Here is a 20,267-nt window from a genome sequence, read left to right as displayed (position 1 = left end):
ATCCCGCTGCTTGTTAGCGCCGCGGCGGTATGACGGTTTGCGGTGACATGACGATAACCTCGTCATCCCGCTTTGTTAGCGGCTGAGATACCGCGAATGAATCGCGGTATGACGTAGGACTGCTGTGATACCATTATAGAGTGAACCAGTGTCAGCTACTTGAATGACACCATTCTTTTTTCTGGATCCAAGTAGTCAAGGCACTGGGATGACATCATATAGGCTACTTGAATGACATCATCCTTTTTTCTGGATCCCAAGTAGTCAAGCTACTCAGATGGCAACAAAGGGCTACTTGAATGACAAGAAAGGGGTACTTGGATAACAAGAAATAGGTACTGGAATTGTAAAGAGTTTGCAAATATTAGTTATTACCTGTAGGATATAGAGAAATTAGTAAGGATTTTAATAGGAATAATATGCCATCTGTTACTTTTATTTTACCTGATGGGAGTAAGAAAAGCTATGAAGCTGCAGAGGGAGAAACTTTGCTTAATTTAGCCCACAGAAGTGATCCAGATCTGCTTGAAGGTGCATGTGAAGGCTCTCTTGCTTGTTCTACATGCCATGTAATTGTTGACCCAAAATTCTATGATGCTGTAGAAACACATAACCCCATATCTGATGAGGAAAACGATATGTTAGATCTGGCTTTTGGCTTAACAGAGACATCAAGACTAGGGTGCCAAATTAAAATAACAAAAGATATTGATGGTTTGTGTGTTAATATACCAAGAGGTACAAGAAATATATCGCTGGATAAACAAGGGAGTGATTAGCTATGCGTAAGGTTTTTATCTATATTATCGTCTCTTTACTTTTGTTTATTCCTGTAGCGTATAGTGGTTTTTGGTATTTTTCTGCATGTAAGGTAAAAAATCTTTTAGCTGAAACAATACTATACATTAACGACGAAAAATTTGATATTTCACATGATTTTAGTGGATTTCCTTCTAACCTAATTTTCCGTGTGACAAACCCAAAATTTTCCAATGAGCAATTAACCATCTCATCTGATGCTTTATTGATAAAAAATAGATTGTTTGATAAATCAGTATATATCTACATACTAAGCAATGAAGTCAACATTGCTGTTCATGATGATGAGAAAAAGAATATAAAATGCCACACAAACGATAGCAGCCACTTTGTTGTTAGACTAAACGATTTACCATCTTCATTGCGATTCAACAGAAATAGTACCGTGATAGACTATATAGATACACTTCGTTACGAAGATTATGGATTAAAATGTGATGTTTCAGAAAATCAGCAAAGTGTTATAACTGAAGTGAATGATAAAAGTAATTACATTCAATTTCACCTCGATAAAGAACCAAGTGGAAATGCTAAGCTAGGATTTGATTTGTATACTTATCGGTATAAAAATACTGCAAGTCCTGAAAGTTACCTTAGTATCGACACTAAATTTGATTATGAATTTGTAAACGACATCTCAGCTTCCAGAATTAATTTCAATATAGAGAAATTTTTGATTCAAAGTAATAATTTTTCTTTTGCTGCAGATGGTGGGGTAAACAATTACAACTTAGTTACATATTCATTTAAAGACAAAATCAACGTGGCTATATCAAATTATAAAGAATTAATCTCGTTTATGATTGGTGACTCAAAAACTTCAGATGCGTTCGAAAAATTAGTACCTTCCTTATCAGAAAAAACAACTGATAATGGCATTCAATTTTCAATAAAGTACGATGATGATGTAGGGTCAAGCTTTATTGGAAAGTTATCCATCACTGATTTTATGAACCAACTCAGTAAAATAATCCAATTAACCAAGAATGAGAATAGTAATTAGCTTACTTTTCATATTGATATTCCACTCAGGCGTAAACGCTTTTACTCTGGATAATAAACTCAGAGATAAAAGCATGGAAAAACGAGCAACCAGTTTATTTGAAATAATAAGGTGTCCAATATGTTCTGGCGAATCATTGTCTGAATCTGGATCTCAGATTGCGTATGATATGCGAGAAGCAATTCGTAAAAAAATCAATGATGGATACACTGATGAAGAGATAATCTCAGAGTTAAAAAATTCTTACGGCAATTCAATTATAATCGTACCACCTAGCACTTACATTTTGTGGTTTATCCCACTTACAACTCTGCTTATTGGGTGTTTTCTAATACAAAGATACATCAATACAACCACTTAAACCTTTTATATATAGCTAAAGTAACTTAGGTTCACCAACAATCGTCATCCCGCTACGTGTTAGCGGCTAAGAGATACCGCGGCGGTATGACGTAGGACTGCTGTCATTCCAGCGCGTAACGCTGGAATCCAGGAATTTTATTAAGTTGGTGAGCATAAAAATAGCTGTTTTACGTTAAAATACAACGTTTTTGATGATTATGGAAAGGCTGGATTCCAGACTGGAATGACACCAAATGGGATGACATCGTCATAAAGGAACCAGTGTTAGCTACTTTCATGACACCATTCTTTTTTCTGGATCCAAGTAGTCAAGCTACTCGGATGACATTAGAACCTTCTCAAACTACAATGTTTCCACAAAGTATATAATTAACATCCACGCCTTTAGTTAGATTCCACTCACGCTTTATTACGTTATACTCCATGCCAGCCATGTTTTGCAGCGTTACATTATTTTCTCTTAAGTGATCTGCAATTTCTGACGGCTTGAGAAATTTATTCCAGTTATGTGTACCTTTTGGCAGCCAATTTAATATGTACTCTGCACCAATTATTGCAAGGCAGAAGGATTTGATAGTTCTATTTATTGTGGATATAAAGATTAACCCCTCCGGTTTTAGCAGCTCTATTGCTTTCTTCATGAAAAGCTCTAAATTATCCACATGCTCAACTACTTCCATCAACAGAACCACGTCGTACTTCTTGTCATTGCTTAGCTCTTCAATGCTGGTGTGCGTGTATTCTATATTTAACCCTACTTTTTTCGCATGTGAATGCGCTACTTTGATGTTTTCTTCACATACATCTATTCCCACAACGTTAATGCCAACGCGTGCCATTGACTCTGACAAAATGCCACCACCGCATCCAACATCAAGCAATGATAATTCTTTTAAATCGCATTTTTTTAACTCTTTTATTTTCTCAATAATGTAAGATACTCTAACAGGATTCATCATGTGCAATGGTTTGAATTTGCCGTTCTCATCCCACCACTGGCCTGCTATTTTAGCGAATTTTGATATTTCATCTTCGTTATAAGTTTTTGTTTTCTTAGAGGTTATATTGCTGAGTTTATCAAGGCGTTTTTTATGTCTGCTTTCTTTTGAAAATTCTGTTTCGAGGAATTGTTTGACTATGTCTTTTGCTAATCCACTCGCAGTAAATCCTGCACCAAGACACAGTACATTTGCGTTGCCATGCTCGCGAGCTAATTTTGCGATCTCAACACTGTTACATAAAGCAGCGTAGATTCCTTCAAAACGATTTGCCACAGTACTCATGCCCAAACCTGTACCACAAATTAATATCCCATAATTTGCTTTTTTGTTTGTTATATCTTCTACAACTTTAACAGCATAGTCTGGGTAATCTACACACTTTTGCTTAGCAGTACAGCCTTGATCTACCACTCTATAACCTAGGGTTTCCAGATAGGATTTTATTTCTGATTTTAATTCATAACCAGCATGATCTGAAGCAATTGATACCACATCTAACATATAAAAAATTATGACTCAAGGACATTTTATATGGGTAATTTATTTTGAACTTTCTGTCAAGTCATTCAATGTTCCTGACCTTTTGGGAGTTCTAAAACTATAGCTAAGGTTTTCCTACATCATACCGCCGCGGCGCTAACACGTAGCGGAATGACTACTCCGCCAACAATGTCGCAAATTTTTCTTTTCTTCTCCATTATGTCCAGAAGAGTTTGGTAGCTCTTTTACGCGAAATACCACATTTACATCCTCAAGATTGATTTCAATTCTCTTGACTAACGTTCTGATAGTATCACGTTTGGTTAGCCAGTCTGCGTTATCAAGGTTCAATGCAATATTAGAAGAAAAGTCTTCTAAATTGGTTACAACCAGGGTTAATTCCTGTTTTAATTTCTTTTGATCAAATATCCTTTTTTTCTCCTCTTCAATTGTTTTTAAGTTTTGTTTCATTGCTTTAATTCGTGGTTCAAATTCTTCTTGATTAATATATTCTTGAGCATAACTATCAATAAGTCTAGCAATACCTCGTTTTAATTTACTTTCTTGTTTCTCTAGTAAATTGCTTTTTTGATCCCATGATAATTTTTTAAGCTCTGAAAGTCTACGCTTGTATTCTTCTAAAACCCTATTTGGATTTTTTAATAAATGCTTAACCTCTTCCCACACAGCTGTTTCTAATGCATCTGTACGAATGTGTTTATTATCACAAATCTTATTACCACCAAAACGGTAAGAATCTCTACCAATACAACGATAATATGCATAATGATCAACTTTTTCTCCTCGCTTATTTCTTACAGAACTTCCGTAATATGCATAACGACAATGCTTGCATACGATTAAACCTTGTAGTAAATACTTTGCTCCTCTTTCTCTTGTCCTTGCTATTTTTCTATTCTCAGCTAATTGTTCTTGAACTATATCAAACACATCTTCGTCCACTATATTTGGCACTTCAACATAAATCCAATTTGCTTTTTCAACAGAATAAGTAGAGTAATTATCTTTCGGTTGTTCACAAGAATGTTTTTGTGGTCTTATATGTTGTAACTTTACACCTACTTTTGTTTTACCAAAAGCTGCTTGTCCTTTGTAAGCAGGGTTTTTTAACATACCCCAAATTACACTCCTATCCCAGCACTTTTTTCCTGTTCGTGTTATAATAGACATAGTATTTAGCCGACGGCATACTTCCCCAATACTTGCTCTTTCCCTGCTTACCCACAAAAATACTTTGCGAACAATATCAGCTTCTTCTTCGTTAATCTCAAATAAAGCTTGTCCTCCTCCCATATGTTTATCTATATAACGATAGCCATAAGGAGCTCCTCCCATTACGCTTACACAACCTTTATTAGCTGCATAAATCTTTCCACGACGACTTCGTTCCATAATTTTCGCTCGTTCATATTCTGCTATCATACCTTGCATTTGTAACAGCAATTGAGATTCTGGGTTATCGTTAATCTCATAATTTAAAAAAACCGCTTCTGCTCCTGTTTTCTCAAATTCTTCAAGTAATACCATTTGATATGCATATTTTCTAGGCTCTGTGGACAAAAAATATGAAAAGAGAGAAAAAGATGGTAGTTTAGCTTAATAGGTAAAAAATGGAGAAACTACCATATGCAATATTACATCAAAGAGGAAAATTGGAAACAAATTTTAGAGTTCATAAAAAGCGTAAAAGGAATGCATAGCAAAGATGAAAAACGTTTAAGAATATTCATAGAGGCAGTGTGGTACATAGTCCGAAGTGGTTGCCAATGGAGACTTTTACCAAAAACTTATGGTAATTACAGGAGTATACATAAGCGATTTAAAAGATGGTGTGAAAGAGATGTCTGGGAAAAATTGCTTGAATATACTAAACAAGAGCCTGATTTAGAAGTTGCTATAATCGACGGTACGATCATCCGAGCCCATCCATGTTCATCTGGATATACAAAAAACTCCAAGGATCAAGAAGCTTTAGGGAGGAGCAAAGGTGGCTTTACAACTAAAATACATGCGCTTGTCGATGCACTTGGAAATCCACTTAAATTTACTCTGACCCCTGGTCAAAGAAATGAGATTACACAAGCAGCAACATTAACTGAAAGTGTCTATAATACCACTGTAGTGGCTGATAAAGGCTATGACAGCAATGCTTTTGTTACGAGTCTTGAAAGCAAGGGATGTACAGCAGTTATTCCTCCGAAGCGTAATCGAAAAGTGCAGAGGGGTTACGATAAACACATTTATAAAGAGCGTCATTTAATTGAGTGTTTTTTCGGTAAAATTAAGAACTTTAGGCGTATTTTTTCCAGATTCGATAAAACGGCTGAGGTTTTTATGGGTTTTCTAAATTTTGTCGGGGCTCTTGTATGGCTTCTCTAAAATTTTGTCCACAGAGCCTAGAATCGCTTATTGAAACCGCAGTGTCCCAACTTTGTGTTACATGCGAGAGATTATCAAGAACATTTTTATAGCGCTTTAGCCACTCTCGTTTGACTATACCACTTGAAAGCGGCAGAGGGTTTTGTTGATATTGGGCAGCAAAAGCGTAACTACCAAGCTCAGCCTTTATCATCTCAATTTCTTCTTTTCCTCCATCTAGAGGATATAGCAACTGATCTTCTTCTCTTGAGTATAATATTACGGGTGGTGTCATTCTAGCACTTGATGCTGTAATCCAGCTTTTGTACTCATTTGTAGTTACTCGGGTGACAGGAACAAGAAAAGGAGGCGCTGGCTTTTTGATTGAATAGATAATCTCCTTATTTTCAGATATCATCGGTAAACAAGTGTGGTTCCATATGTTTTTCGGTTTGGAGAGAAGGTGTCCGGTCAAATCTTCCTGATGTAGCCTATGCATCACAAGAACAATTACTCCTTTTTTTCTGTCGTTGAGCCTGGTTACTAAAGTCTGGTCAAACCAGTTTGTGGCACGTTTTCTAAACGTTTCGCTCAAAGCTTGAGCGGGACTCAGTGGATCATCCACGATGATGAAATCACCACCTTCACCGGTTAGTGTTCCTCCAACTGATGTTGCGATTCTGTATCCTCTCTGCACTGTTTGGAATTTGTATTTTGTATTCTGATCTTTGGATAGTTCTACTTCTGGAAATAGCTTTCTATACCAACTAGACTGCATTACGCACCTGGTATCGAGCGAGTGTTTTTCGCTGAGCAGCCGAGAGTAACTTGCAACTATTATTCTTGCCGTTGGCTGATTCCCAAGTATCCATGCAGGCCACGCAACACTCACACATATGGACTTCATTGAACGCGGAGGCATATTGAATATTATTCGCCTCATTTTGCCAACATTTGCCGCTTCAAGTCTGTCTGCTATGACTTTTATATACTGATAATTATTATACTCACACCCCGGCACTACCGTTTGAAAGCATAACTCGATGAATTCTAAAAAGTTGATTTTGTCCATGATATAATGTTGAAACCAGCGCCTCCTTCTCCTGTCATCTCAGTGCCCTGACTACTTGGATCCAGTTTAGCTATAAACATTAAGAAATTTACCAAACGAAAAAAAAGGCAAAAGAAGCCCCGTGGTTGGCTAATTACTTACATTATACTTTCAAGTATGGCGTTTTTTTATTCTAAACACTTAATAACCGCGATTCAGCTACTTTTAAATGCAACTAACCTAAATTATAAACGTTAAGAAATTTACTAAACAGGAAAAAAGGCAAAAGAAACCCTAGGGTAGCTATAGTATTTCCCAAAGTAAATGATAAAGGTATAATAAGGTATTTGGGTTATAATGGCGTATAGTGTGGATTTAAGAGAAAAGGCAATATCGATGATAGGAAAAGGGAAGAAGAAGGTTGAGGTGGCAGAGCTTCTGGAGATAGGAATAGCAACTTTGTACCGCTGGTTAAAAAAGAAAGCTGCTGGTGAAAGCCTCAAGCCATCTAAAAACGGCAGCTTTATTCGAAAAATAGACCCAAAAATACTCGAAGAATATGTTACAAAGAATCCAGATCATACTCTGGCAGAGATGAAACAAAATCTTGGATTTGGAATAAATTCAATTTGGTATAGACTAAAACAGCTAAAAATTACTTTAAAAAAAAGTCACACTATATCAAGAGCGCAATCAAGAAGATAGGCAGCAGTTTATTGATAAAATCTCAAAAATAGACCATTCCAGCATCTTATATATAGATGAAGCAGGAGTTGATAATAAATTATACCGAGAATATGGACGTGCTCCAAGAGGAAAGAAAATTTATGCAGATATTCCAGGGAGAACTCGAGAGAGAATCAGTATAGTAGCCGGGTGGATTGGAATGAGATTTATTGCACCAATGACTTTCAAAGGTGGGTGTGACAAAGAGGTATTCAATATATGGTTGGAGAAGATGTTATTACCTAAATTGCCACTTGGCACAACCATAGTTATGGATAATGCTACATTTCATAAGACCACTAAAACAAAATCATTAATAGAGTCTTTTGGCTGTCATGTGCTGTATCTTCCAACATATTCACCAGATTTGAATCCCATAGAACACTGTTGGCATACCATCAAAAGCCGCCTCAGACCTCTAATGTATAAATGTACAGACTTACAACTTTTGGTTGGTAATACCATAATGGAAATTTATCATTCATTTTAGAAAATACTATAGTTATTCACTATCCATTTTTTAAGTTGGCGTTTTTTTATGTTTTAAATGCTTTATAAGCGTATTTCAGCTTGTGTAGGTAAAAACCTAGAAATTTGATAAAGACATAAGGTGCACATAGTGCAAAAAATTAAACATGAGACGCCAAATACGTTGAGTTTTTTTGTCATTTAATCTGTACAGAGAAGATAAATAAATAGCTTCAGTTTCATGATAAGGGGGCTGGCGAATGGTGTTAAGCAAGTTTTTATAGCTCTCATGGTTTTTGGATTCTAACCTGGAATGATACTAGTTGTTACTCAAACAACAGTTATGCAAGAGATCTAAGCTAACAATGGACCACTAGATATATTACTAACTACGTTGACCTGATTCAATATTTTATTAGTGGGATTGAAATAATTTTCTATAAATTCCTTATATATAGCTGTTAACTTGTGTATATCGTCTACTAATACGCATTCATTTGTCTGATGTGCGGTTTTGTTGATTATACCAAATTCAATCACTGGACAAACATCTTTGATAAACGCAGCATCAGATGTGCCACCACTTGTGCTCAGCACAGCATCAATACTGGTAACTTTATTTATCGCATCAAGCATAATATCAGTATTCCTATCGGGAGTAGAGAGGAAAACGTCCCTGCTGCTATGCATAGAAAGCTTATAATCGTTAGTTACACTGGAGCATATTTCATCAATCAGCTTATATAAGCCACCCGGTGTTTGTTCATTGTTATATCGAATGTTAAAACGTGTAGTTGCTGAACCAGGTATTAGATTGCTAGTATTATTTCCAACATCGATAGTAGTAACTTCGCAATGTGAAGGCTGAAAATATTTATTACCATGATCAAAAGTAGTATTTTTTATCTTACTCAATATCGATATTACCTTGTATATCGGGTTATCTGCCAAGTCTGGATAGGCAACGTGCCCTTGTTTTCCATGGCAAATTAATTCAAATGTTACAGAACCTCTTCTGCCTATTTTTATGGTATCACCTAATTTCTCACTACTGGTTGGTTCGGCAACTACACAAAAATCTATCTTTTTTTGCTTACTTTTCATCCATTCCAAAACTGCCTTTGTTCCATATTCTTCTGTGCTTTCTTCAGCACTGGTAATCAATGCACTTATCGAACCATTAAATTGAAACTTCTCTGCAATCAAATTTACCATAGCGGCAATAAATGCAGCTACTCCGCTTTTCATATCAGCGGCCCCTCTTCCATATAGCATTCCATCCCTCACTTCTGGATTAAATGGACCAAATGCCCAATCTTTTAACTGACCTGGTGGTACAACATCAACGTGCCCAGCAAAACATAAATTCGGCATTCCATTTATATATTTCGCATAGAGGTTTTTAACTTTAGTTCCATTATCACCAAATTCTAAAATCTCACAGTCAAAGCCACTTTTCTTGAAGATTGTTGCTATACACTCTATTGCCCCGCTGTCCCTTGGTGTTATACTCTCAAAAGAGATCAATTTCTTAGTTAGCTCTACAGGGTCAATTTTCATGTCAATCTTAAAATACTTATATTGCTATATTGTAAACACTCTATGCATTATTTAAAACAAATATTACATCAAGCTGAACAAACTTTTCTAAGGGAAGTAATAACAGATTACCACCTTGCTGATGATATCTATGAAATATGCACACGACACGGAAATGACATCTTTCTAGTTGCAGATGAAAATACAGCAAAACTTTTAAACAAAAACGTATTTAATAAAATTTCTCATTTAATTATTCCAGCCCCACCTGTCATTCCAGCGCGTGACACTGGAATCCATAAGTTGTTTTCCTGGATCCCAGTGTCAGCTACTTGGATGACACCAAGTAGAGAAATGACACTGAACGGAGCTGCCTCTCTTGAAACCGTAAATCTAGTTAGAAACAAAGTAAAAGATAATGACTTAATAGTTGCATTTGGTAGCGGCACCGTTAACGATATCTGCAAATATGCAAGCTACCTCGAGAGAAAAGATTATATATCGTTCCCAACAGCCGCTTCCATGAATGGATATACATCCGCAAATGCTTCAATATTAGTAAATGGATATAAAAAATCGTTCAAAGCACATCTTCCAAGAGCGATATATATAGATATAGACATACTTACTAATGCACCACTGCGCCTCACATTAAGCGGATTTGCAGATTTCATTTGTCGTTCAACAGTTCAGGCTGACTGGCTACTATCTCATTTGTTGCTTGGCACAGAATACAATGAATTACCTTTTACACTTGTTCGCGATTTGGAGCAAATTTTGCTAAGAGAGTATACAGCGCTTACTAAAAGAAGTAGAAAAGTGGTCCTATTACTTATGGAAGTTCTACTAATTTCAGGACTTGGAATGGTAATATCAAAAGGCAGCTATTCTGCAAGCCAAGGAGAGCATATGATAGCTCACGCAATGGAAATGGTAATAAAAGATCATTCCTCACTACATGGCGAAAAAATTGCTGTCACAACGATTACTATGGCTAATTTGCAGGAAAAGATATTATCAATACAAAACCCGATTATCAAACCGACCACTTTAGATGTAAAACATATAACTCAGTGCTTTGATAATATCGAATTTGTAAGAACTTTTGAACAGAAGCAAATTCTGCAGCAAAAAATCCAAGAGATTATTCGCAAAGAATGGCATAATATTTCCAGCTTAATTAAGCAAAATTTACTACCTGCAAAACACCTACAGAAAATATTTGAAGATCTATCGATTCCATACTTACCAGAGCACCTCAGTTGGAATAAAGAACAATATTGTAAAGTGGTAGATCTTGCGTTTGCAACAAGAGATAGATTCACCTTTCTTGACTTGGCTAACTGCATAGAAGAAAGTTAAGTTTTGTAGTGAAATTCTGTCATTTAAAGAGATCATAGGCCAAAAGCTAAACCCTTTCACAATCTCTTATCCATTGTCCTCTAAACTGTACACCTGAGTGGATACACAACTGAACGTAACCATTCCAAGTAGTTGACACTGGGTCGCACTACTTCACCAATAGTACTATCTTGCTAAACATAGTTTAGTTCGAGTGGCTGAGGAGGGACTTGAACCCACGACCAAGAGATTATGATCCTCCTGCTCTACCAACTGAGCTACTCAGCCTAATTGAAAACCTTGCTATATATGTGACCTACATGCTTTGTATAATATTTCAAATCAAACAAAGATTCAAGTTTTTCAGAGTTAATAACTTCAAGTAAGGATTTATCTTGTTTCAATTCGGCCAGAAAATCACTGTTGTTTTGTTTCACTTTCATTGCATTGCTCTGAACAATTTTATACGCCTCTTCCCTCGCCAAACCACTATTTACTAACTCAAGCAATACACGCTGTGAGAAAACTAAACCTTTTGAAGAATTTAAGTTCTTCTCAATGTTTTCCTTATTGATCACCAATTTATCTATCAAATCTGTTAATCGCACTAAAGCAAAATCCATTGTTATACAAGCATCAGGAGCAATGCATCTTTCCACAGACGAGTGTGATATATCACGTTCGTGCCACAATGCAACATTTTCTAACGCAGGAAAAACATAACTGCGTATTAAACGTGAGAGTCCAGTCAGATTTTCACTTAAAATAGGATTACATTTGTGTGGCATAGCAGAGCTTCCCTTCTGCCCAATGGAAAAATGCTCAGAAATTTCGCCGATTTCAGTTCTTTGCAAATGACGAATTTCAATTGCAATATTTTCTATTGAGCTTGCAATCACTCCCAAAACTGAAAAGAACATGGCATGTCTATCACGAGGAATGACTTGAGACGATATGGTTTCAGGTATGAGTCCCATTTCTTTCGCTACATACTCTTCGACAAACGGATCAACATTTGCAAAATTACCTACTGCACCTGATATTTTACAAATTGAGATCTCTTTTTGCGCGCTAATTAATCTCTGATAATTGCGTTTAAATTCAGCATAAAATCTAGCAAATTTTAATCCAAGAGTTGTTGGTTCTGCATGCATTCCATGACTACGCCCAACACAAACAATATCTTTATAGTCCTCAGCTTTTTTTTTCAATACTGCAAGTATATTTTTTAGATTCTCGAGTAAAATATCACATGACTCTTTCAACTGCACCGCAAGGCATGTATCTAAAACATCAGAACTTGTCATTCCATAATGAAGATAACGAACATCAATTCCCGCTTTTTCAGCAACATACGTCAGAAAAGCTATAACATCGTGTTTTACAATGGATTCAATTTCGTTGATACATTCAATATCAAATTCAATAGCATCAGAGAGCTTCTGAGCAATATCCTTAGGGACAATTCCTAGCTTTGCTTGAGCTTCGCACGCTAATTTTTCTATTTTGAGCCATATATTAAATTTGTTATTTTCTTCCCAAATGGAAGACATTTCTTTTCGGCTATAGCGCAGAATCATTAAATGACCCCATCTTATCTTTGAACATGCTAGATCCCAGTGTCACGCACTGGGATGACACCAGCTTAGCGTTCGGTAGAAGCTGTAGCTTTACTCCTCTCGTTTGAGTTATATTACTACAACTCCCCCTAAAGAACCGTGCTTGCAGATTTCCCGCACACGGCTCATCAATATTAGTTTTCACAGTCGTCCCTCTTATGCATATAAAGAAAAATGTATTTTTGGCTTTGGTAATGGATTTACTTCTACGTAGTGTACAAACTGTTCCCAGGTCATACTCTTTTTCTGACTACGCCGATTTATCCATTTAAATGCTAGCTTTCTTACTGATGTGTAAAATTGTTTCAAACACCAATAATTTCCGCTAATACCAAAGTAGTTATAGTGTCCTGTTAATTTAGCCTTCAGTACTTGCCACCAATCTTTAAGTCGAATACTTCCGCGGACTATTTTCAACCACTCCTTGATTTCTTTTAGTTTTCTGGCTAGATTTAACTTTGAGGTTTTATGTCCCATTATTAATCTACCACGACGACTTTTTGCACCATAGTGCGTAAACCCCAGAAAATTGAAACTTTCCGTCCTTCGTTTCTCTCTTATCGCTTGTTGCCACTCCCTCTTGCCAAACTTTACTACTCTGGTCTTGTTTTCAGATACTTCCAACCCAAATTTATTTAGCCTTTGTTTCAGTAATTCCAGAAATTCTTCCGCGTCTACCTTACTTTCGCAACAAACCACAAAATCGTCGCAAAACCTTATTAGTTGTATATATCCTCTGGATCTTGGTTTAAATTTCTTTTCTATCCATAAATCCAACACATAATGTAAGTATATATTTGCTAATACAGGACTTACTATACCACCTTGGGGTGTACCTTGTTTTGTTGCTTCATAATTTCCAGCTTCGACTATCCCTGCCTTGAGAAACCGCTTTACTAACCACAGCAAATTTGGGTCAGTTATTCGTTCCCTTAGACATCTCATTAGCCATTTATGCTGTATATTATCGTAGAACTTCTTGATATCCACTTCTACAATGTAGTTTATTGGCTTGTACATAACTGCTTTATCTAGTGCATTTACCGCTTGATGACAGTTTCTTCCAGGTCGAAATCCATATGAGCTGTCCAGAAAGTTTGCCTCGTAAATATTTTCTAATATCTTCTTCAGCATAATCTGTACTAATTTATCCTCGGTCGATGGTATTCCGAGTCCGCGTTTCTCTTTACTTCCAGCTTTCGGTATATATACCCTCTTTACTGGTTGTGGTTGATATTGCTTCCTCTTCATACTTTCTACTAGCACTTCGAGTTTCTCATTCAGATTTTCTCCGTATGATTCCACTGTTATCTGGTCTACTCCACAAGCCTTGTTACGCTTCAGTTCTTTATAACATCTCGCAAGATTCTCTGTATTTATCAGATGGACTAACGATGTGAATTTTAGTCGCTTATCTTGCTTTGCTCTTACTGCTATCTGGTTTAGTTTATTTTGCATGTTATTCCAACCTCCGTTGTATTGGCCTAGCAATCCCTATTCCAGTTACTATATTGCTGATCGCTTCCCCTTGTACGTGGCTTTCCCACATTCTGAGTACTATCAATCAGTCCGACTTCCCCTGCATCTTCCGCTAGTTCTTGCCTTTGTTGACTTGTTCCAGCGTACCTTTGTAGGAATGCATAGGATCTCCCAAGTTCACTTGAAGTCCATTTCAATACATGGCACGGTCTCAGATCCCGATAGAGTGAGTGATAACTTGCCTTTACGTTATCCTTCATGCTGTCTTCCATGGCCATGAAAATGTCGACCTCTATGTCTTCAGGTATTTCGGAACTCAATCCCTTCACTTTCGTTGTACCCTGCATTGTCCATCCCACTAGCTCTATTACACTCGTTACCTCATGCAACATAGTGGTCTGTTCCAAACTGTTGGCTAGACTTTGTTTGTGTTGGATTTTCACCAACTGTTCTCCAAGCACTTCTTGGCGCACCTTGGCAGACATTTCTTTACGGCTATAACGAGGGATCATCTTTAATCAGCTTCACCACCATCAGTAGCTTCTTTATTCGCACCTTGCCCTGCCTCTTGTTGCTGCGACTTCTGATTTTGCAATTTTACTTGCCTTAGCTCATTTGCATCTGTTTCGGATTTCACGACGTATATAGTAATTGGTACTACTACTTCACTATGTAATTCTACGTTTACTTGGTATTCACCCAAGTTTTTGATGCTTATTCCACCAAAAGATAAACTACGATGATCTATCGCACGTCCTTCTTGTAGTAAAACTTTCGCAATTTCACGTGTTGTTACAGAACCAAAAATTTTACCATCCTCTGAAGCTTGCTTTGTCAATACCACAAACTTATCATGTAGTGACAATGCAAGCTCTTTTGCTACATTTAATCTTTTTATATTCTCTTCTTCCAGTAATAAACGTTGCTCCTCTAGCTTTGTTAAATTTTCCTTGGTAGCTTTCACCGCTTTTCTTTGTGGAAAAAGAAAATTACGTGCATAACCTGGTTTAACTTTTACAACTTCACCAAGCTTACCTAAAGTCCTTATATTTTCCTTTAAAATTATCAACATAAATTACCTAAACTTTTTTAGTACAGTAAGGAACAAGAGCCAAAAAACGTGCCCTTATGACCGCTAAGCGTAACTTCCTTTGTTTTTTTGCACATACGCCTGTTAATCTTCTAGGTAATATCCTACCATAGTCAGAGGTAAACTTGGATAATAAATCTGTATTCTTATAATCTATGTCTTCATCTTTAGACGCAGCAAGAGGGCAAACTTTAGAACGCCTAAAGCCAGTCCTATTATTTACAGATACGTAAGAATTATTAAAACTATTTCGTCTTTTCATCATTATGCGTTTTGCTCCTCAATTTGTTTATTCATCATATAAGATTTACCTTCAAAAAATTTATCAACCTGCACAGACAAGTGGCGAATAACGTTCTCATTAAGTTTCATTCTACGCACAAATTCATCCAGAATGCTTGCAGTAGAACTTATACACATTATACAATAATGACCGCTCTTCATCTTATTTATTGGATATGCAAAATCCAAAAGACCCCAATGTTCATACTTGATTAATCCTGATGCTTCAATGTTTTCCAAAAGCATTTCCAATGCTTTGCTCGATTGAGTTGGACCGTTTATTCTAAAATCTTTCAAAATATCTTGAAAAATCTTTATTAGATGTTCTGAAATATTTCTCTTCAAAGCATTTACTGCATTATGGATAAACGCACTTTTAGTAATTTGCTCACTGCCTCCTAGAAATTTTATAAAATCTTGCGTTATTCCTAAATCTTTTAGGTCATCTTTCAACTCTTTATCGATTTTTGACTTCACTTCTTTCAAATTTGAAAGATCTTTTTCCAATTCAACCCATAAAATTTTTGTAAGATCTTCCAAGAAATCAGAGTAAGCAACTAGACCTTCTTTAATGTTTTCAGCACGCGTTTCTAACTCTTGTTTTGTAAGCGTGCTATTTTGCCTTTCCATAAGACTCTTAATCTTCTGGAAAATAACATCTGCTTTAATATTCTTCAATGAAACAGCTAGCTCTTGGACCATCTCCTCTACTTCTTGCTGTAATAATCCTTGTTGTGCTATAAAAATAAATTCATAAAGATTCACTATATCTTCCTTTAATACCGATTAAATATTTCATTATATAAAGCTTTTTTATATAAGCAAGTTATTTGTATTAATTTCTACGCCTTTAATCCAGCTTAAGTTAGATATTTCATAAACAACTTGAGGAGCAATTGAGTATGCACCTGGTAATAAGATGCTCACTTTATGTTTTTCGAGAAGAAGTTTTAGCATTATTTTGGTTCTGCCTTCATCTTTCAATATTGTGTTTAATTCCATAGCGGCTTTTTGCGAATCCGTGCACTCAGTGGTGAGAACTAATTCTTTTATTGTAGAAGTGATTCTTTTTGTAAACTCAGATATATCCTTGCCTGCTAATCTTGTCGTATTTTCCGAAGCTTCAAGATCAATTATCACAAATGTTCCTGGTGAAAATAAATCTCTTTTTTCTTCTATTATTTCATTATTATAGAATGCTATTTCAGAAACGTTATGGGGATCAGAAAGTGTGAGTATAACAAACCTTCCACGCTCTGAGGTTCTCATACGTGCATTTAATATTACCCCAGCAGTTTTTGCTGTTCTATTTTCTCCGATAAACCCAATATTTAACTTTTCCAGAAGAGTTCTAAATTTTTCAAGTGGATGATTAGTTAAATAAAATCCTAGTGAAAATAACTCATGCTCTAATTTTTCCTCTTCATCAAAATCTTCCACATTCTCAAATTTCGGTTTGAGGACATCAAGACTACCAAACAAAGCAGCTTGACTTGATTCTCTATCCTGTTTGTTTTTATTTGCAAAGTAAATCAGTGTGTCCATTGACTCATATAGCTGCTTTCTGTTCTTATGCACGCTATCGAATGCTCCGGATTTAATCAGGCTTTCTAGCGCTCTCTTATTTATTATATGACCTGAATTTTGAATGAATTCCCATATGTCCTTACAAGCGCTTGAACGTACGTTCACTATTCCCTCCGCTATAGAAAAACCAACATTCCTCAAGGCAGCAATACCATAACGTATGCGTTCGTTCTCTATTGAGAATTCAGCTTTAGATTTGTTTATATCAGGTGGAAGAACGGTAACGCCACTAAACTTTGCTGCATGATAAAATAAATTCAGTTTATCTCTATCATCAATATTCAGATTCATTAGTGCTGTAAAAAATTCTAATGGATAATTAGCTTTAAGGTAAGCCGTTTGATAAGATATAACCGCATATGCTGCAGCATGAGATTTATTGAACCCATAACCAGCAAATTTTGCAACAAGGTCAAAGATATAACTTGCCCTGTCATAATCAACGCCATTCTTCGTTGCCCCTTGGACGAAAAGTGTACGTTGTTTATCCATCTCTTCCTTAATTTTCTTACCCATGGCACGTCTTAGCAAATCTGCTTCTGTGAGACTATATCCAGAGAGAATACGCGCTATTTCCATCACCTGTTCTTGGTAGATTATTACCCCAAACGTTTCTTTTAATATTCCCTCAAGTAATGGATGAATATAATCTGGCTTTTCAAGTCCATGTTTTCTTGCAACATAAGTTGGAATGTTATCCATAGGTCCTGGACGATAAAGAGAGATTAAAGCGATGATGTCCTCGATGCAGTCTGGTTTTAACTTGATTAAAGCTTCTCTCATTCCCGAACTTTCAAGCTGGAACACTCCAATTGAATCACCGCTAGAGAGCATCTCATAGGTTTTTTGATCATTCAAAGAAACTGAAGAAATATCGATCTTTTTTTCATCACGATTAATTAAACGACACACATGATCTATTAGCGTTAGCGTACCAAGTCCAAGAAAATCAAATTTTATTAGCCCAGCTTTCTCCACATATTTCATGCTGTATTGAGTGATTGGCAGAGCCGAATTTGGATCATAATACACAGGAACAAAATTTTCCAACTTTTGATCACATATTACAATTCCAGCAGCATGAGTTGAAACGTGACGATATATTCCTTCAAGCTTAAGAGATATATCAAGAAGCTTTGCAATTACCTCATCACTATCCCGTTCTTTCTGCAGGTTTTGATCGAACTCTATCGCTTGTGATAAAGTTACAGGATTTACTGGATTAAATGGAACCATTTTAGATATTTTATCCACTTGAGAGTAAGGCATTTGTAATACCCTCCCAACATCACGCAATACTGCCCTTGCCTGCAATTTTCCAAAAGTGATTATTTGAGCGACATAACCGTACTTTTTCTGAACATAATCAATAACCAGGTCTCTTTTTTCCTGGCAAAAATCAATATCAAAGTCAGGCATCGATACACGATCAGGATTCAAAAATCTTTCAAATATTAGGCCAAACTTTATTGGATCAAGGTCTGTAATCTGTAAGCCCCAAGCAACAATTGATCCAGCACCAGAGCCTCTTCCTGGACCAACTGGAATGCCATTTACTTTGCTCCAACGAATGAAATCAGAAACTATCAAAAAGTAGCCAGCGTAGTTCATCGAAGTTATTACGCTTAGTTCGTAATTCAGCCGATCGTAGTATTGTTTAAGGTCTATGTCTGTCTCATTCGCAATGCGGAATTCTAATCCTGCAACTGCCTGCTCCCTCAGTTCTTCATTCTCAGTTTTATTTTCTCTACAAGGAAATTTAGGCAAAATAGGCTGCCTGCTTCTTGGCATGTAAGAGCACCGCTTAGCTATCACTAAAGTGTTATGAATTGCTTCGGGAATGTCGCTAAACAGCTCCTCCATTTCTGCCACAGATTTGAAGTAATGCTCGGTAGTTAACTTCTTTCTGTTATTCTCCAGGGCATAACTCCCCTCCGATATGCACGTTAATATGTCACAAGCTTCATAGTCAGACCTATTTGGAAAAAACACATCGTTCGTTGCAACCAGTGGTATATTGCGCTGATAAGCAAAGTCTATCAAAGCTTCTTCAAGCTCTAGCTCTTTATTCAATCCATGACGCTGCAATTCAACATATAAATGACCATTGAATGCTAAAAGCAGTTTTTCAACCGTTTCTTTATCTTGCCCCAACAATAATTGAGCCAAACATCCACCGGTTAAAGCGATCAGACCCGTACTTAAATTCAATAGCTCATCAAAATCAACGTAAGGAATATCGCTGTTATTCTTGCGCTTTCTAAAAGACTCACTCACCAAAGTGACTAAATTAGTGTACCCTTGCTCATTTTTTGCAAGCAATAATATAGGTAAATTTTGTTCTGAATGTTTAACTATAATATTGCATCCTATTATTAGCTGTATTCCCCTACTTGCTGCATATTCTGAAAACTCGAGCGAGCCAAACAAGTTGCCTGAATCAGTAATTGCAACCGCTGGCATTTTATTTCGCAAACAAAGGCCGATCAGCTCCTCAATTTTAACCGAGCTTTCAAGCAGCGAATAAACACTATGAACACGTAAGTGTATGAACATAAAAAACTTTAGATCAACAAAAAAGGATAACATTAATTTACTCATGAGAACATAATTTTCATGAGAACAAAAGCCTATAAGATTTCTCAAATCTAAGGTTAAAATACAAAAAACTTACTTGACGAACTCCGCCAGCTCCCTTATCATAAAACTGAAGGTATTCAGTTATCTTCATCTGTGCAGATTAAACAGTAAAAAAACAACGTGGTTGGCGTCTTATTTTTAATTTTTTGCACTATGTGCACCTTATGTCTTCACAATATTTCTGGGTTTTTACCCATATAAGCTGAAACGCGCTTATAAGTCGTTTAAGACAGTATAGTACGCCAATTTGAAGGATTAGAGAGTGAACACTAATTACCACGGGGTTTCTTTTGCCTTTTTTTTCGTTTGGTAAATTTCTTAAATATTTATGGCTAAACGACAACCGTCATCCCGCTGCTTGTTAGCGCCGCGGCGGTATGACGTCTGGCCTGCACTAGCT

18 protein-coding genes, 1 tRNA gene and 1 pseudogene are annotated in these 20,267 nt (G+C 36.4%); 7 read left to right on the top strand and 13 right to left on the bottom strand.

Features of this window, described 5'->3' with window-relative positions; all coding sequences use genetic code 11:
* Nucleotides 1–419: 419 nt before the first annotated feature.
* Genes ACQH1X_RS06370 through ACQH1X_RS06360 form a run of 3 tightly spaced genes read left to right on the top strand, consistent with a single transcriptional unit; the run spans nt 420 to nt 2,183 of the window.
* On the top strand, nt 420–779 hold the full coding sequence (locus ACQH1X_RS06370; RefSeq protein WP_265026265.1) for a ferredoxin family 2Fe-2S iron-sulfur cluster binding protein: 360 nt from the start codon (nt 420–422) through the stop codon (nt 777–779).
* 2 nt (nt 780–781) lie between these two features.
* The gene (locus ACQH1X_RS06365; RefSeq protein ID WP_425386036.1) at nt 782–1,822 is read left to right on the top strand and encodes a hypothetical protein; all 1,041 of its coding nucleotides are present in this window, start codon (nt 782–784) and stop codon (nt 1,820–1,822) included.
* A complete protein-coding gene (locus ACQH1X_RS06360) occupies nt 1,806–2,183 on the top strand; it encodes a cytochrome c-type biogenesis protein (RefSeq protein WP_010962876.1) in 378 nt (125 codons plus the stop codon). Before ACQH1X_RS06365 ends, ACQH1X_RS06360 begins: the two co-directional genes overlap by 17 nt.
* 340 nt (nt 2,184–2,523) lie before the next feature.
* Here ACQH1X_RS06360 and ubiG read toward each other — a convergent pair whose 3' ends face one another.
* The gene (ubiG, locus tag ACQH1X_RS06355) at nt 2,524–3,687 is read right to left on the bottom strand and encodes a bifunctional 2-polyprenyl-6-hydroxyphenol methylase/3-demethylubiquinol 3-O-methyltransferase UbiG (RefSeq protein ID WP_425386035.1); all 1,164 of its coding nucleotides are present in this window, start codon (nt 3,685–3,687) and stop codon (nt 2,524–2,526) included.
* Nucleotides 3,688–3,822: 135 nt separating this feature from the next.
* Nucleotides 3,823–5,247, bottom strand: coding sequence for a recombinase family protein (locus ACQH1X_RS06350; RefSeq protein WP_425386034.1), 1,425 nt, complete (start codon nt 5,245–5,247; stop codon nt 3,823–3,825).
* A gap of 66 nt (nt 5,248–5,313) precedes the next feature.
* On the opposite strand from ACQH1X_RS06350, the gene ACQH1X_RS06345 reads away from it, so the two are divergent.
* Nucleotides 5,314–6,066 (top strand): IS5 family transposase, encoded by a 753-nt coding sequence (locus ACQH1X_RS06345; RefSeq protein ID WP_425385758.1) that lies wholly within the window; start codon nt 5,314–5,316, stop codon nt 6,064–6,066.
* 19 nt (nt 6,067–6,085) lie between these two features.
* Here ACQH1X_RS06345 and ACQH1X_RS06340 read toward each other — a convergent pair.
* A pseudogene (locus tag ACQH1X_RS06340) lies at nt 6,086–7,117 on the bottom strand (phage terminase large subunit); the annotation flags it as partial.
* A 336-nt stretch (nt 7,118–7,453) separates the two neighbouring features.
* Between ACQH1X_RS06340 and ACQH1X_RS06335 the strand changes: the two are divergent.
* The gene (locus tag ACQH1X_RS06335) at nt 7,454–7,801 is read left to right on the top strand and encodes an IS630 transposase-related protein (protein WP_425385784.1); all 348 of its coding nucleotides are present in this window, start codon (nt 7,454–7,456) and stop codon (nt 7,799–7,801) included.
* Between the two features lie 10 nt (nt 7,802–7,811).
* Nucleotides 7,812–8,312 carry an IS630 family transposase gene (locus ACQH1X_RS06330; protein ID WP_306794344.1) on the top strand — a complete coding sequence of 167 codons (501 nt, stop codon included), beginning with the start codon at nt 7,812–7,814 and terminating at the stop codon, nt 8,310–8,312.
* A 332-nt stretch (nt 8,313–8,644) separates the two neighbouring features.
* Here the strand turns inward: ACQH1X_RS06330 and dapE are convergent, their stop codons facing one another.
* On the bottom strand, nt 8,645–9,850 hold the full coding sequence (gene dapE, locus ACQH1X_RS06325; protein WP_425386033.1) for a succinyl-diaminopimelate desuccinylase: 1,206 nt from the start codon (nt 9,848–9,850) through the stop codon (nt 8,645–8,647).
* Between the two features lie 42 nt (nt 9,851–9,892).
* Between dapE and ACQH1X_RS06320 the strand changes: the two genes are divergently transcribed.
* On the top strand, nt 9,893–11,191 hold the full coding sequence (locus ACQH1X_RS06320; protein ID WP_425386032.1) for an iron-containing alcohol dehydrogenase: 1,299 nt from the start codon (nt 9,893–9,895) through the stop codon (nt 11,189–11,191).
* Between the two features lie 194 nt (nt 11,192–11,385).
* Here ACQH1X_RS06320 and ACQH1X_RS06315 read toward each other — a convergent pair.
* From ACQH1X_RS06315 to dnaE, 9 genes are all read right to left on the bottom strand, one after another.
* Nucleotides 11,386–11,458: transfer RNA gene (locus ACQH1X_RS06315), tRNA-Met, on the bottom strand.
* Nucleotides 11,458–12,750: an adenylosuccinate lyase gene (gene purB / locus ACQH1X_RS06310; protein ID WP_425386031.1), complete on the bottom strand. Its 1,293-nt coding sequence runs from the start codon at nt 12,748–12,750 to the stop codon at nt 11,458–11,460. Before purB ends, ACQH1X_RS06315 begins: the two co-directional genes overlap by 1 nt.
* A complete protein-coding gene (locus ACQH1X_RS06305; RefSeq protein WP_425386030.1) occupies nt 12,734–12,934 on the bottom strand; it encodes a hypothetical protein in 201 nt (66 codons plus the stop codon). Before ACQH1X_RS06305 ends, purB begins: the two co-directional genes overlap by 17 nt.
* Before the next feature lie 11 nt (nt 12,935–12,945).
* On the bottom strand, nt 12,946–14,247 hold the full coding sequence (gene ltrA, locus ACQH1X_RS06300) for a group II intron reverse transcriptase/maturase (RefSeq protein WP_425385808.1): 1,302 nt from the start codon (nt 14,245–14,247) through the stop codon (nt 12,946–12,948).
* 26 nt (nt 14,248–14,273) lie between these two features.
* Nucleotides 14,274–14,660 carry a hypothetical protein gene (locus ACQH1X_RS06295; protein WP_246433168.1) on the bottom strand — a complete coding sequence of 129 codons (387 nt, stop codon included), beginning with the start codon at nt 14,658–14,660 and terminating at the stop codon, nt 14,274–14,276.
* 122 nt (nt 14,661–14,782) lie between these two features.
* Nucleotides 14,783–15,340: a 50S ribosomal protein L9 gene (gene rplI / locus ACQH1X_RS06290; RefSeq protein ID WP_425386029.1), complete on the bottom strand. Its 558-nt coding sequence runs from the start codon at nt 15,338–15,340 to the stop codon at nt 14,783–14,785.
* 7 nt (nt 15,341–15,347) lie between these two features.
* Nucleotides 15,348–15,623 (bottom strand): 30S ribosomal protein S18, encoded by a 276-nt coding sequence (rpsR, locus tag ACQH1X_RS06285; protein WP_250294995.1) that lies wholly within the window; start codon nt 15,621–15,623, stop codon nt 15,348–15,350.
* Nucleotides 15,623–16,405 carry a 30S ribosomal protein S6 gene (rpsF, locus tag ACQH1X_RS06280; protein WP_265026309.1) on the bottom strand — a complete coding sequence of 261 codons (783 nt, stop codon included), beginning with the start codon at nt 16,403–16,405 and terminating at the stop codon, nt 15,623–15,625. The genes rpsR and rpsF overlap by 1 nt, the downstream gene beginning before the upstream one ends.
* 48 nt (nt 16,406–16,453) lie before the next feature.
* Nucleotides 16,454–19,783, bottom strand: coding sequence for a DNA polymerase III subunit alpha (dnaE, locus tag ACQH1X_RS06275; RefSeq protein ID WP_425386028.1), 3,330 nt, complete (start codon nt 19,781–19,783; stop codon nt 16,454–16,456).
* Between the last annotated feature and the right edge of the window lie 484 nt (nt 19,784–20,267).

This window comes from Wolbachia endosymbiont (group A) of Barypeithes pellucidus (assembly GCF_964030885.1).
Classification (GTDB): domain Bacteria; phylum Pseudomonadota; class Alphaproteobacteria; order Rickettsiales; family Anaplasmataceae; genus Wolbachia.
Note: the sequence above shows the minus strand (reverse complement) of the source record. Positions and strands in the feature narration are given on the sequence as shown.